The sequence below is a fragment of the Amycolatopsis speibonae genome (genome assembly GCF_042647925.1).
Lineage (GTDB): Bacteria > Actinomycetota > Actinomycetes > Mycobacteriales > Pseudonocardiaceae > Amycolatopsis > Amycolatopsis speibonae.
Map to the genome: position 1 here is coordinate 1 of NZ_JBHRWK010000115.1, position 12,336 is coordinate 12,336.

The 12,336-nt window shown below is 68.5% G+C and carries 13 protein-coding genes; 11 read left to right on the forward strand and 2 right to left on the reverse strand.

The window, feature by feature from the left end:
* Nucleotides 1–333: 333 nt before the first annotated feature.
* Nucleotides 334–2,127, reverse strand: a complete 1,794-nt coding sequence (locus ACFOSH_RS42135) for a CocE/NonD family hydrolase (RefSeq protein ID WP_378247096.1) — start codon at nt 2,125–2,127, stop codon at nt 334–336.
* Between the two features lie 73 nt (nt 2,128–2,200).
* On the opposite strand from ACFOSH_RS42135, the gene ACFOSH_RS42140 reads away from it, so the two are divergent.
* From ACFOSH_RS42140 to ACFOSH_RS42155, 4 genes are read left to right on the forward strand one after another with little or no spacing between them, the layout of a single operon-like run.
* Nucleotides 2,201–2,572: a hypothetical protein gene (locus ACFOSH_RS42140; RefSeq protein WP_378247098.1), complete on the forward strand. Its 372-nt coding sequence runs from the start codon at nt 2,201–2,203 to the stop codon at nt 2,570–2,572.
* On the forward strand, nt 2,569–2,733 hold the full coding sequence (locus ACFOSH_RS42145; RefSeq protein ID WP_378247100.1) for a hypothetical protein: 165 nt from the start codon (nt 2,569–2,571) through the stop codon (nt 2,731–2,733). The genes ACFOSH_RS42140 and ACFOSH_RS42145 overlap by 4 nt, the downstream gene beginning before the upstream one ends.
* A gap of 12 nt (nt 2,734–2,745) precedes the next feature.
* A complete protein-coding gene (locus ACFOSH_RS42150) occupies nt 2,746–3,435 on the forward strand; it encodes a response regulator transcription factor (protein WP_378247102.1) in 690 nt (229 codons plus the stop codon).
* Nucleotides 3,432–4,781: a HAMP domain-containing sensor histidine kinase gene (locus ACFOSH_RS42155; protein WP_378247104.1), complete on the forward strand. Its 1,350-nt coding sequence runs from the start codon at nt 3,432–3,434 to the stop codon at nt 4,779–4,781. Before ACFOSH_RS42150 ends, ACFOSH_RS42155 begins: the two co-directional genes overlap by 4 nt.
* Here the strand turns inward: ACFOSH_RS42155 and ACFOSH_RS42160 are convergent, their stop codons facing one another.
* Nucleotides 4,782–5,531 carry an SDR family oxidoreductase gene (locus tag ACFOSH_RS42160; RefSeq protein WP_378247106.1) on the reverse strand — a complete coding sequence of 250 codons (750 nt, stop codon included), beginning with the start codon at nt 5,529–5,531 and terminating at the stop codon, nt 4,782–4,784.
* Nucleotides 5,532–5,617: 86 nt separating this feature from the next.
* On the opposite strand from ACFOSH_RS42160, the gene ACFOSH_RS42165 reads away from it, so the two are divergent.
* The 7 genes from ACFOSH_RS42165 to ACFOSH_RS42195 all read left to right on the forward strand — a co-directional run bounded on the left by ACFOSH_RS42165 (nt 5,618) and on the right by ACFOSH_RS42195 (nt 12,195).
* On the forward strand, nt 5,618–6,217 hold the full coding sequence (locus ACFOSH_RS42165) for a TetR/AcrR family transcriptional regulator (protein WP_378247108.1): 600 nt from the start codon (nt 5,618–5,620) through the stop codon (nt 6,215–6,217).
* Nucleotides 6,218–6,243: 26 nt separating this feature from the next.
* A complete protein-coding gene (locus ACFOSH_RS42170) occupies nt 6,244–7,152 on the forward strand; it encodes a LysR family transcriptional regulator (protein ID WP_378247110.1) in 909 nt (302 codons plus the stop codon).
* A 234-nt stretch (nt 7,153–7,386) separates the two neighbouring features.
* Nucleotides 7,387–8,544, forward strand: a complete 1,158-nt coding sequence (locus ACFOSH_RS42175) for a CaiB/BaiF CoA transferase family protein (protein WP_378247112.1) — start codon at nt 7,387–7,389, stop codon at nt 8,542–8,544.
* Nucleotides 8,545–8,567: 23 nt separating this feature from the next.
* Nucleotides 8,568–9,335, forward strand: a complete 768-nt coding sequence (locus ACFOSH_RS42180) for a crotonase/enoyl-CoA hydratase family protein (RefSeq protein ID WP_378247114.1) — start codon at nt 8,568–8,570, stop codon at nt 9,333–9,335.
* Nucleotide 9,336: 1 nt separating this feature from the next.
* Nucleotides 9,337–10,083: an acetoacetate decarboxylase gene (locus ACFOSH_RS42185; RefSeq protein WP_378247115.1), complete on the forward strand. Its 747-nt coding sequence runs from the start codon at nt 9,337–9,339 to the stop codon at nt 10,081–10,083.
* Nucleotides 10,080–11,012, forward strand: a complete 933-nt coding sequence (locus tag ACFOSH_RS42190) for a 3-hydroxyacyl-CoA dehydrogenase NAD-binding domain-containing protein (protein ID WP_378247117.1) — start codon at nt 10,080–10,082, stop codon at nt 11,010–11,012. The genes ACFOSH_RS42185 and ACFOSH_RS42190 overlap by 4 nt, the downstream gene beginning before the upstream one ends.
* 1 nt (nt 11,013) lies before the next feature.
* Entirely contained in the window at nt 11,014–12,195 is a 1,182-nt protein-coding gene (locus ACFOSH_RS42195) for an acyl-CoA dehydrogenase family protein (RefSeq protein WP_378247119.1), read from the forward strand.
* Nucleotides 12,196–12,336: the final 141 nt, after the last annotated feature.

Below are 12,336 nucleotides of genomic sequence, written 5' to 3' on the forward strand. Positions count from 1 at the left end.
GCCTGGCTCATCGGAACCCTACGCGCCACCACACGAACCAGCCCAGTCCGCCACCTCTCCCTCACCCCAGCCGCCTGACCAGAGAAAACCAACAGCATCGTTGGGGGTCCCTATTTCCACACACCCGTCACCCTGGGTAACACTTCCCGCGCCCACCAGCCCCTTGCCAGTGACGGATCGCGAGGTGGCCCGGTGGCCGGCGAGTACGAGGCCACCTTTGCCTTGCCCCGCAACAGAACACGACTTGCCACTCACGACCACCCCGGGCCGACCCGCCCCGCGTTTCGTCCTCTGAATGCGGTAGTCGCGCACCTAAGGACCGCGTTCAGCGGACTAAACGCGGGTGGTGACCGGAACCGAGAGCGAAGTCCCGCCCAGGTCGAAGGTCACCCGGGCCCCGGGCGCGGGCAGCGTGGGGTCGAACATGTCCGCGTCGGTACCGCCCAGGACGAGCGCCAGCCGGTGCCCTGCCGGGACGACGTGGTCGAGGCTGCTCAGCCGGAACGTCATCGTGTACGCCTTGCCGGGCTCCAGAAGTTCGCCCCGCCACAGCGACCGATGGTGGCCGAGATCCGCCCAGCCGGTCGCGACGATCTGGTTGTCCACGGCGGTCAGATCCGCGACGGTGTCGAGGAAGCAGCCGGTGTCCGCGGCCGTGCCCGCGCCCCAGCAGGACCGGCTCGTCAGGTTCTTGGTGCCCAGCGCGGGGAACTTGGTGTTCCGCACGGTCGCGGGACCGTAATCGACCAGCACCGCCCCGAGCCGCGCGCTCGGTTTGTCGGATCGGGCGGTCACCGTCACGGTGGCGGTCCCGGCGATCCGGGTGTCCGCGCGCACCGGTTCGCCCGCGAAGACGAGGCGATCCGGGCTGGTCTGCGACGGGTTCTCCACCCACTGGGACGCACCGCGCGCCGGGTCTTCGGTCACCGAAGCGACGCCAGCGGCAGGACGGTCCCCCAGCCCGCCATCCGAGGAGGGCCACAGGGCGCGAGACCGCGTGGCCGGCGGCCAGCGGCGTTCGTCGGTCCAGCGGTCCGGGGCGTGCTCGATCCGGATCGCGGGTTCGGTCTCGACGCCGTTGCGGACGCCGAGCAGCCACCGGTCGAACCAGCGGTGCAAAGTCCGCACGAACAGCGACCGGTCGAGATCGAACGGGTCGACGTGCGCCGCTTGGTGCAGCCACGCCTTGCGCGGCACGCCGTACGCGTTCAGCGCCTCCCACCAGGGCCCGAACTGGATCGGGTTCACGTTGAGATCGTGGAAGCCCATCGACGCGAAAACGCTTGCGCGCACCTTCCCGGTCTTCGCGACGTAGTCGAGCCCGCGCCAGTAGTCGTTGAAGTTCCCGTCCGTCCCCGCGCGCCGCGCGTTGTCCTCCTCGAACGGCTGACACAGCTTCAGCGCCCGCTCGTTGTACAGGCCCGGTCCGCCCGCCCAGCCGAAGTACGCGCCGTCCGCGTTGTGCACCTCGTAGTACGAACTGACCCCGGCGATCGGCACGATGGTCTTCAGACCCTCGATCCCGGACGCCGCCATCCCGATCGCCGTCGCCCCGTCCTGCGACTTCCCGATCGCGCCGACCGACCCGTTCGCCCAGCCCGCCCGGACCCGCTCCGGCCCGAACGGCGTCCGGAACGCGTTCGCACGCCCGTTGAGCCAGTTCACCACCCCGTTGCCGGAGGCGACGTCGTCGAAACATCCGGACGAGCGATTGGTGCCCCCGACGTCGACCAGCACGACGGCGTACCCGCGCGGCACGAAGTAGTTGTCGTAGAAGAGCGGGAACTGCGACGGCGTGCCGTCGGGAAGGTAGGTCTTCGGCTGGCGCTCGTTGCCACGGCCGATCTTCTCGAAGTAAGGGCTGACGTCCATGATCACCGGAACGCGCTGCCCGCGGGCGGCCGGTTCGGCCGGGCGGATGATGTCGGCGGCGACCCGATCGACCTGGCCGTCGCGGTCGAGGTCCTGGCCGGTCTCCACCCAGGCGGTCTCCCGGATGGCCTTCTCGTAGGAGAACACCGGTTCGCTGACGCCGTCGCGCAGGACGAACGCGGGAGACGCGATGGCAGGTGCGGCGGTGAGCAGCAGCGTCGCCACGACGGTGGCGGTCAAAGTCTTCAGCCCCATCGTCCGAGTATCGCTTACGAAACCCGAACATTTCCCCCACATTCCTCGTATCCGCCCGCGCGACGCTCTTCGCATGCTGAAACACACCATCGCCGCCTGCCTGACCGCGGCCGGTCTCATCACCCTTGCCCCCGCCGCCTCGGCCCAGACGGCGCCCATCACCCTCAGCCCTGAGGAGTCCCAGCAGTTGTGCGCCGAGTGGCTGCCCAAGCTCACCGAGCGCACCACGAAGCTCACCGACCGCATCAACGGCGGCCCCGAGATCCGCGGTTCCGTCGCGAACCTCAAGGCCAGGGCCGAGGACCAGCGCAAGAAGAACCACAACGACACCGCCGACAGGCTCCAGAAGCGGGCCGACAAGCGCAGCGGACGGCTCCCCGAACTCACCGCGGCGAAGCAGAAGCTCGACGCCTTCGCGGGCGCGCACTGCAAGGCGGGGAAGTGAAACGCCTCCTGATCACGGCCCTGGCCGCGTTCGCCCTGTTCGGCACGGCCGCGTGCACCGACGAGAAGCCGACGTCGAGCCCGGCGCCGGGTGAGCTGAGCGACGTCCAGCGCACCCTCGACTCGATCGAACAGGACATGGCCGGCGACCCGGCCCCGTGACAGGATCTGCCGGTGACGACACAACCGGGACGCGGACTGGTGCTGGTCGTCGAGGACGACCCCGCGATCGCCGAGCTCGCCTCGCTGTACCTGCGGCGGGACGGGTTCGGCGTCCAGGTCGAGGCGGACGGCGGCGCGGCGCTGGCCACGATCCGGCGGATGCGCCCGGTCGCGATCGTGCTCGACATCGGACTGTCCGGAATGGACGGTATCGAGATCTGCCGGGCGCTGCGCGCGGACGGCGACTGGACACCCGTGCTGTTCGTGACCGCCCGCGACGACGAACTGGACCGCTTGCTGGGCCTGGAGATCGGCGCGGACGACTACCTGACGAAACCGTTCAGCCCGCGTGAGCTCTCGGCCAGGGTCCGGACCGTCCTGCGCCGCGCCGCCGGGGCCGCGCCGCCCGCCGAGACCTACACGGCGGGCGGCGTTCGCGTCGACGTCACCCAGCGCCGCGTCTGGGCCGCCGAAACCGAGGTCGCGCTGACGTCGACCGAGTTCGACCTGCTCACCCACCTGGTGAAACGCCCCGGCCAGGTGTTCAGCCGCGAACAGCTGCTCAGTTCCGTCTGGGGTTACGCGGCTTCGGCGGGCACGCGGACCGTGGACGTCCACATCGCCCAGTTGCGCGGGAAACTCGGCGGTCACAGTCCGATCAGGACGGTCCGCGGGATCGGCTACGCCGCGGACGCCGGATGAAGCGGACGTCGCTCGCGCTGCGGATCACCGTGGTGTGCCTGGCGATCGCCGCGGTCGCGGTGGTGGTCGCCGGGCTGGTCGCGGCCCGGCTCATCCGCACCACCGGGATCGACGTGCTCCGTCAGTCGCTCTCGGCGCAGGCCGACGTGGTCGCGAGCCAGCTCGACGAGACCGGGATCGGCAATCGGCTCGGCATCGGCAAGGCCGCGGAAGTCGTTCGGGGACAGGGAATCGACGTCGTCGTCCGCCGTCCTAACGGGACACTCGACGGCGCCGGGACCGTCGCGGCGATCGCCGCCACCAAGACGGGGTTCACCCGCTCCGGCACGGTGCTCGTCGAAGGCCAGCAGTACCTCGTCGAAGCCCGCACTGTCGGCGCGAAGGGTGCCGCGTTCGCGCTCGTCCAATCGACCAAGCTCGGTGAGGCGCGCGGACGGATGCTGGTGCGCAATACCGTGCTCGCGCTCGGTGCGGGGCTCGCGGTCGCCGCGATCGCGGGGCTCGTGCTGAGCCGGATGCTGTCCCGGCCGCTGCGCCGGGCCGCGTCGGTGGCGAACGGAATGCGGTCCGGACGCCGTGACCTGCGGGTTCCGGTCGAAGGGCCGTCCGAGGTCGCGGACGTGGCGACGTCGGTCAACGAACTGGCCGACGCGCTGCAGTACAGCGAGGCACGGCAACGCGAGTTCCTGCTTTCGGTGTCGCACGAGCTGCGGACGCCGCTGACCGCCGTCACCGGATTCGCCGAGGCGATCGGGGACGGCGTGGCCGAAGGCGAGGACGCGCGCCGGGCCGGGCAGACCATCCACCGCGAGGCCGCCCGACTGGAACGCCTGGTCAGCGATCTGCTGGAACTGGCGAGGCTCGGCGCCGACGAGTTCCGTCTCGACCCGGCACGGCTCGATCTCGCCGCGCTCGTCGACGAATGCGCCGACGTCTGGCGACTGCGATGCGCTCAGCAGAACGTCACGCTGCTGGTGGAACGGCCCGCCGGCGAGGTCCCGATCGTCGCCGATCCGCGGCGGCTCCGCCAGGTCGTCGACGGGCTGGCCGAGAACGCGCTGCGCGTGACCCCGGCCGGCGCGCCGATCGTGTTCTCCCTGGTCACACTCCAGGGGCAGGCACAGCTGGCAGTGCGAGACGGCGGGCCCGGCCTGGCGCCGGAGGACTACCCCGTGGCGTTCGATCGCGGCGTGCTGAACAAGCGCTACCGCGACAGCCGCCCGGTCGGCTCGGGCATCGGGCTCGCGCTGGCGCACGGCCTGGTCACCCGGATGGGCGGGACGCTGACGGCGGGTCCGGCGCCGGAAGGCGGAGCGGCGTTCACCGTCGCGTTCCGGTCCGGATGATCAGTAGGCGAGCTCCCCGAGCCCGCCGTCGACGCGCAGCACGGTGCCGGCTGTGTAAGCGGACTCGTCCGAGGCGAGATAGACAGCCGCCTTCGCCAGCTCGGTAGCGGTCCCCAGCCGATGAAGCGGCACGATGCGCCGCATCTCCTCGTACATGGCGGCTTGACGCTCGGCACCCAGCGGCTTGAGCGCGTTGGTGACGGTGGGGCCCGGGCTGAGTCCGTTGATCCGGATGCCCCGGTCCTTCAGCTCGTAGGTCAGCCCGCGCGCATAGGACAGCAGACCTGCCTTGGCAGCACCGTAAACAGTCGCGTTCTCATGCCCGACGAAAGCGGAAATCGAGCCGACGAGAATGATCGAAGTCTGCCGGGAGAAGACCGGCAGCAGCTCTTTGATCAGGAAGAACGGCGCTTTGAGGTCGGTGGCGACGAGCCTGTCGAACGCCTCTTCCGTCCAGTCCTCGATCGGGAGATGGGTCACGTCGGCGGCGTTGCTCATCAGGATGTCGAGCTTCGGCCACTCCTCCCGCAGCCGGGATGCCAGCGCCGCTTGGCCGGGTACGTCACCCGCGTCGCTGACGATGGTCAGCAGCGGGCCGTCCAAGAGCCGGGCGGCTTCGTCCAATCTCTCCTGTGAGCGGCCGGTGATCGCGACGGTGGCTCCCTCGGCGAGGAACTGACGGGCGGTCTCGAGGCCGATCCCGCTCGTCCCGCCGGTGATCAGCGCGTGCTTTCCCGCAAGACGGCCCACTGAATTCTGTGCAGCTGTTCCAAAAGTCATGCGACCGAAGCTACGACTTCTTGAATGATCAGTCAAGAAGTCGTAGAGTCGGACAGGTGGCACGGACCGGACGACCTCGCGCATTCGACAAGGACCAGACGCTGGAGCGCGCGGTCGAGCTGTTCTGGTCCCGGGGCTACGGGACGACCTCGATCCAGGATCTGGTCGACACGCTGGGCGTCGAACGAGGCAGCCTCTACGGGACGTTCGGAGACAAGCGCCACTTCTACCTCGACGCCGTCCGGCTCTACTGGGACGTCTACGAGCGGCACCTGACCACAGCGCTCGACTCCGTACCGCTTTTGCCCGCGCTTCGCGAGATCCTGACCCACCCGGCACGCCTGGACGAGATCCTCTCCGACGCGGGAGAACCGCACGGTTGCCTGGTCGGCAACACCACCGCCGAACTAGTCCCTCATGACAGCGAAGCCACAGAGCTCGTCTCCCGCTTGTATCGCCGGTTCACCGACCTCGTCACCGACGCGCTCCGCCGGGCACAGGCCACCGGAGAAGTCACCGGCAAGGCCCGCCCCGAAGACCAAGCCCAGCTGTTGCTGTACCTCGTCCAAGGCCTCTCGCTCGTCTCGCGGGCGAGCCTCGACAAGACCACGGCGCTCGCCGCGATCGACACCGCGATCGACGCACTGCGGGCGTGACCGGCACTCCGTACTAGCCTGATCACGTGGAGATGTTGCACCTGCGGTACTTCGTGGCCGTCGCCGAGGAACTGAACTTCTCCCAGGCGGCCCGGAAGCTGCACATGGCCGCCTCCCCGCTGAGTCAGCGGATCAAGGATCTCGAACACGAGCTCGGCCACCGGCTGTTCGACCGCAGCACCCACCACGTCACGCTGACGGCGGCGGGGGCCGCGCTGCTGCCGATCGCGCGGGACGTCCTCGACCAGGTCAACGCGATTCCGTGGCGGCTACAGGAAGCGGTGAAGCCGAGCCGGAGCACCGTGTTCGTCGGCATGCCCGCCGGCGTGCACCCGGCGCTGCGGGAACGCGTCAAACGGCTCGAAGAACACTGTCATGACCGGTTCGAGCTCAAACGCTGGCCCGGGACGACGCCGGATCTGGTCGCCGCGGTGCACGAAGGCAAACTCGCGTTGTCGCTGGTCCGGATGCCGGTCACCGATCCCGCGCTGGAGATCGTCCCGGTGCAGGTCGAGCGGCTCGGCGCCGTCGTCCCGGCCGACCGGTTCACCGGCCGGGAAACGGTGGACATCGCCGAATTGAGTGATCTGTCCTATATCGCGTCGGCCTCGGAAAGCATTCCGGCCTATTCGGACGACATGGACCGGAAATTGTCGAACGCGGGAATCAAGAAGAGGCTCAAAGTCAGCGGAACCGAGTATTCGGGCATTTCCGAACTGGTGGCGAACGGCTCGTCGTTCTCGATCACCATGCTCGATCCGGCCAGCCCGATGCACCTGTTCCTGGTCGACGGCGCCACCATCCTGCCGTTCGCCGACTTCCGTCCACAGCTGGAGACCGCCCTGGTCTGGCGGCGCGACCGCGCCGAGGACGGGGACCTCGCCGGGCTCGTCGCGGGGGTCCGCGAGATCTTCGCCGAGCCGCTCTCGACGTGACGGGGGCGCGCGGCCGGTGCGTCTCACCAGCCGCCTCGGTCCTGTTGGTCGTGAGTGGTAAGTGCCGCTCTAACGGCACTTACCACTCACGACCACCGCGCCCCACCTCTATCCGGACACCATTTAATGGTATGACCACCCCGGTCATACCATTCTTCTTTCTTTGATCATTCCCTTTATCCCCATTCGCGCCTAACTTCGTAAGTAGAGCGAACAACGGCGAAGGGAAAGCAAATGACTCAGACCGCCACTGGACCGCTGGACGGCGTTCGCGTGATCGACCTCTCGACGGTCGTCATGGGTCCGTACGCCGCGCAGATCCTCGGTGACCTCGGCGCCGACGTGATCAAGATCGAGTCCCCCGCCGACACCGTGCGGGTGGGCAAGTTCCGCACGACGCCGGGGATGACGCCGCTCAACCTGAACGTGAACCGCAACAAGCGCAGCGTCGCCCTCAACCTCAAGGACGAGGAGCAGCGCGAGCAGGCGCTCAAGCTGATCGACACCGCCGACGTGCTGATCACGAACATGCGCCCGGGTGCGCTGAGCAGGCTCGGCATGAACTACGCCGACGTCGCCGCCCGCAACCCCGGCCTGGTCTACGCCCACGCGCAGGGTTTCCGCGGCGACTCAGACCGCGCGGGTCACGCCGCCTACGACGAGACCGTGCAGGCATCCTCCGGCCTGGTCGACGTCGCGAACCGCGCGCTGGGCAAGCCGGTCTACCTGCCGACGATCATCGGCGACAAGGTCTCCTCCCTGACCATCGCCTACACCGTGCTCGCGGCGCTGGTGCACCGCGACAAGACCGGCGAGGGCCAGCGAGTCGAGATCCCGATGACCGACACGCTGATCGCGTTCAACCTGGTCGAGCATCTGGCCGGGCACGTCTTCGAGCCCGCGGAGGGTCCGACCGGGTTCGGCCCGTCGATGAACCCCGGGCACCAGGCCGTGCACACCAAGGACGGCATGGCCTGCGTGATCCCCTACAACCCGCAGAACTTCCGCGACTTCTTCCACGCCGCCGGGCGGCCGGAACTGGCCGAGGACCCGCGGGTCAACGGCGACGCGATCGACGGCGCGGACCACGAGGCACTCGCCGGGATGATCGCCGAGTGCGCCCCGGCATTGACCACCGAGGAGTGGACCGAGGTCTGCGCGAAGCACAGCATCCCGATGGCCCCGGTCCTGGAACTGGACAAGGCACAGGACGACGAATACGTCCGCGACGGCCACCTGCTCGACGTCATCGAGCACCCGAGCGAGGGCTCGATCCGCACCATCGGCATCCCGGTGAAGTTCTCCGCGACCCCCGGTTCGGTCCGGCGCCTGGCTCCCCTGCCGGGTCAGGACACCGAAGACGTCCTGCGCGAACTCGCCACCACTCTTTGAGAACACCCCGCTGAGGAAGAACCATGAGCACCAACGAAGTAAGGACAGAACGGGTCGGCAGCACGCTGCTGATCACGATCGACCGGCCGCACGCCCGTAACGCGGTCGACGCCGCCGTCGCCGCCGGGCTCGCGGAAGCGCTCGACCTGCTGGAAGCCGATCCCGCGCTGCGGGCCGGGGTCCTGACCGGCGCGGACGGCTCGTTCAGCGCCGGCATGGACCTCAAGGCGGCCCTGAAAGGCGAGTCTCCCGAGATCCCCGGCCGCGGGTTCGGCGGGCTGACCGAGGCCGAGTTGTCGAAGCCCCTCATCGCCGCTGTCGAGGGCTGGGCCATGGGCGGCGGGTTCGAACTGGCGCTGGGCTGCGACCTGATCGTCGCCGCCGAAGACGCGAAGTTCGGCCTTCCCGAAGTGAAGCGCGGGCTGATCGCCGCCGGTGGTGGCGTGATCCGGCTGCCGAAGCGGATCCCGCATCACCTGGCGATGGAGCTCCTGCTCACCGGCGAGCCGATCGGTGCCGAGCGCGCCGGGCAGCTGGGTCTGGTGAACCGGGTCGTCCCGAGCGGCGAGGCCGCCGCCGTCGCCCTGCAGCTGGCCGACCAGATCGCCGCCAACGCTCCCCTGGCGCTGGCCCTGGTCAAGAAGATCGTCCGCGCGGCGGACGGCGTCCCAGCCGCGCAAGCGTTTGCCTCCCAGCGTTCGGCGATGCCGGCGCTGATGAAGTCGGCCGACGTCCGCGAGGGCATGCAGGCCTTCGCCGAGCGCCGCGCTCCTCAGTGGACCGGTGAGTGAAATGAAGCAGCAAGAAGTCCTCCAGCACGTGACCACCCCGCTCACGAACCCGGCGTACGCACCGGTGGTGCCGCGGTTCACCAATCGCGAGTACCTGAACATCGTCTACCGCACCGACGCCGACGCCCTGCGCGCCGTCGTCCCGGAGCCCCTGGAAATCGACGAGCCGCTGGTGCGGTTCGAGGTGATGAAGATGGGCGACGTCAGCGGATACGGGCCCTACACCGAATCCGGCCAGGCGATCCCGGTGAGCTTCGAGGGCGAGCGCGGCGAGTACCTGCACGCGATGTACCTCGACAACTTCCCGGCCACCGCGTCCGGCCGCGAGATCAGCGCGTACCCGAAGACCATCGGCTCGCCGAAGCTGTTCGCCGAGAACGGCGCGCTCGTCGGGACACTCGACTACGGCAGTCAGCGGGTCGCGACCGCGACCATGGGCTACAAGCACCATCGGCTGGACGTCCGTGAGGCCGAAGCGCAGATCACCGTGCCGACGTTCATGCTCAAGACCATCCCGGGCTACGACGGTTCGCCCCGGGTCTTCGAACTGGTCCGCACCGAGATCACCGACGTGGTGGTCAAGGAAGCGTGGACCGGGCCCGCGCGGCTGCAGCTGTTCCAGCACGTCCTGGCCCCGCTCGCCGATCTCCCGGTGCTGGAGGTCGTCTCCGCGAGCCACATCCTCACCGACCTGACGCTAGCCCCGGTCAAGCCGGTCTTCGACTACTTGAAGGGAGCACGGTCATGACTTTTCGCACCGCCGCGGTGATCGGCGCGGGCACGATCGGCCTCTCGTGGACGGCGTTGTTCGCCGCGCACGGGATGGAGGTCTGGGTCTCGGACCCGCGGCCGGACCTCGCCGACGCCGTCGCCGGCGCACTGGAGGCATTCGCCCCGCATCTCGGCCGGGACGCCGCGGACCTCGCCCCTCGCGTCCACCTCGCGGTGGGCGTCACGGAAGCCGTCCGGCACGCGGATGTCGTGCAGGAGAACGGACCGGAGAGCGTCGAGTTCAAAAAGGACCTGTTCGCGACCCTGGTCCGCGAGGCGCCGTCGCACGCGCTGCTGCTCAGCTCGTCGTCCGCGATCCCTTCGACAGCGTTCGCAGCGGACCTCGAAGACGCGTCGCGAGTCCTGATCGGACACCCGTTCAACCCACCGCACCTGATCCCGCTGGTCGAGGTCGTACCCGGCGAGCGCACCAGCGCCGAGTCCGTAGATCGCGCCGTCGATTTCTACCGGTTCATCGGCCGCACGCCGGTGGTGGAGCGCAAGGAGATCCCCGGCTTCGTCGGCAACCGGCTCCAGAACGCGCTGAGCCGCGAGGCGATCTACCTGGTGGAACAGGGTGTCGTGTCACCGTCCGAACTGGACGCGGTGATGACGAACTCGCTCGGCATCCGCTGGTCGACCGTCGGGCCGTTCCTCGGCTCGCATCTGGGCGGCGGCCCCGGCGGCTACCGGCACATGGCCGAGCACATCGGCAAGTCGATGAAGAAGATGTGGGCCGGTCTCGGCCAGCCCTCGCAGAACCCGGAAGAACAGGAACGGCTCATCGAAGCCGTGGAATCCGCTTACGGCTCCTCCACGTACTCGGAACTCGCCGAGACGCGCGACCGCAAGCAGCTCGCGGTGCTGTCCGCTTTGGACACCGCCGCCGCCAAGGAGGAGAACTGACATGGATGACCAGCTGATCGCCGACTTCTACGACTACGAAGCCCTGCTGCCCGACGAGGAGCGCAAGCTGCTGCTCAAGGCGCGCGACTTCATGCGCACCGACGTCAAGCCGCTTGTGAACGAGTACTGGGCCAAGGGCGAGTTCCCGCACGAGCTCGTCGGCAAGTTCCGCGAGCTCGGCCTCGCCGGACTGCCCTACGAGGGCTACGGCGAGCACCTTCCGGCCACCAGCCACCTGCTCAGCGGCATGATGGCGATGGAGATGACCCGCACGGATCCTTCCGTGGCCACGTTCTTCGGTGTCCACAACGGACTCGCGATGTACAGCATCTACTCGGGTGGCGACCAGGAACAGCGTGACCGCTGGCTCCCGTCGATGGCGGCGATGGACAAGATCGGCGCTTTCGCGATGACCGAGCCGCTCGGCGGCTCCGACGTCGCGGGCGGCATGCGCACCACTGCCAAGCGCGATGGCGACACCTGGATCCTCAACGGTGCCAAGAAGTGGATCGGCAACGCGACCTTCGCCGACCTGGTCATCGTGTGGGCGCGCGACGAGGACGACAACAACGTCAAGGGTTTCGTGGTCGAGAAGGACTCGCCGGGATTCGTGCCGGTGAAGATCGAGAACAAGTTCGCGTTCCGGATCGTGGAGAACGCGGAGATCACGCTGACCGACGTCCGGGTGCCGGAGGCCAACCGGCTCCAGGGCATCGACTCGTTCCGCGACGTCGCCGAGATCCTGCGCGCGACCCGTGGCGGTGTCGCCTGGCAGGGGCTGGGCGTGATGATCGGCGCCTACGAACTCGCGCTGGACTACGCCAAGGAGCGCAAGCAGTTCGGCCGTCCGATCGCGCGGTTCCAGATGGTGCAGGACATGCTGGTGAAGAGCCTCGGCAACATCACCGCGTCGTGGGGCATGCTGGTGCAACTGGCCCGGTTGCAGGACGCCGGGATCTTCAAGGACGAGCACTCGTCGCTGGCGAAGGCGTTCGTGACCTCGCGGATGCGGGAGGTCGTCGCGTGGGGCCGTGAGATCTTCGGCGGCAACGGGATCGTGCTGGACAACGACATCATGCGGTTCTTCACCGACGCCGAAGCGATCTACTCGTTCGAAGGCACCCGGGAGATGAACACGCTGATCGTCGGGAAGGCCATCACCGGCCAAAGCGCCTTCGTGTAAGCGCTGTTCCGTGAAGGCCTCCTTCCCTACCTTGAGCGTCAATGCCAGGAACTTAAGGGCTGGCGTTGATCACGGTTTGAGGGTGGTGGGCGTGGTGGCCTGAGAGGGCAACGAGGCTCGGGCTAGGACTGGTGATTGTCG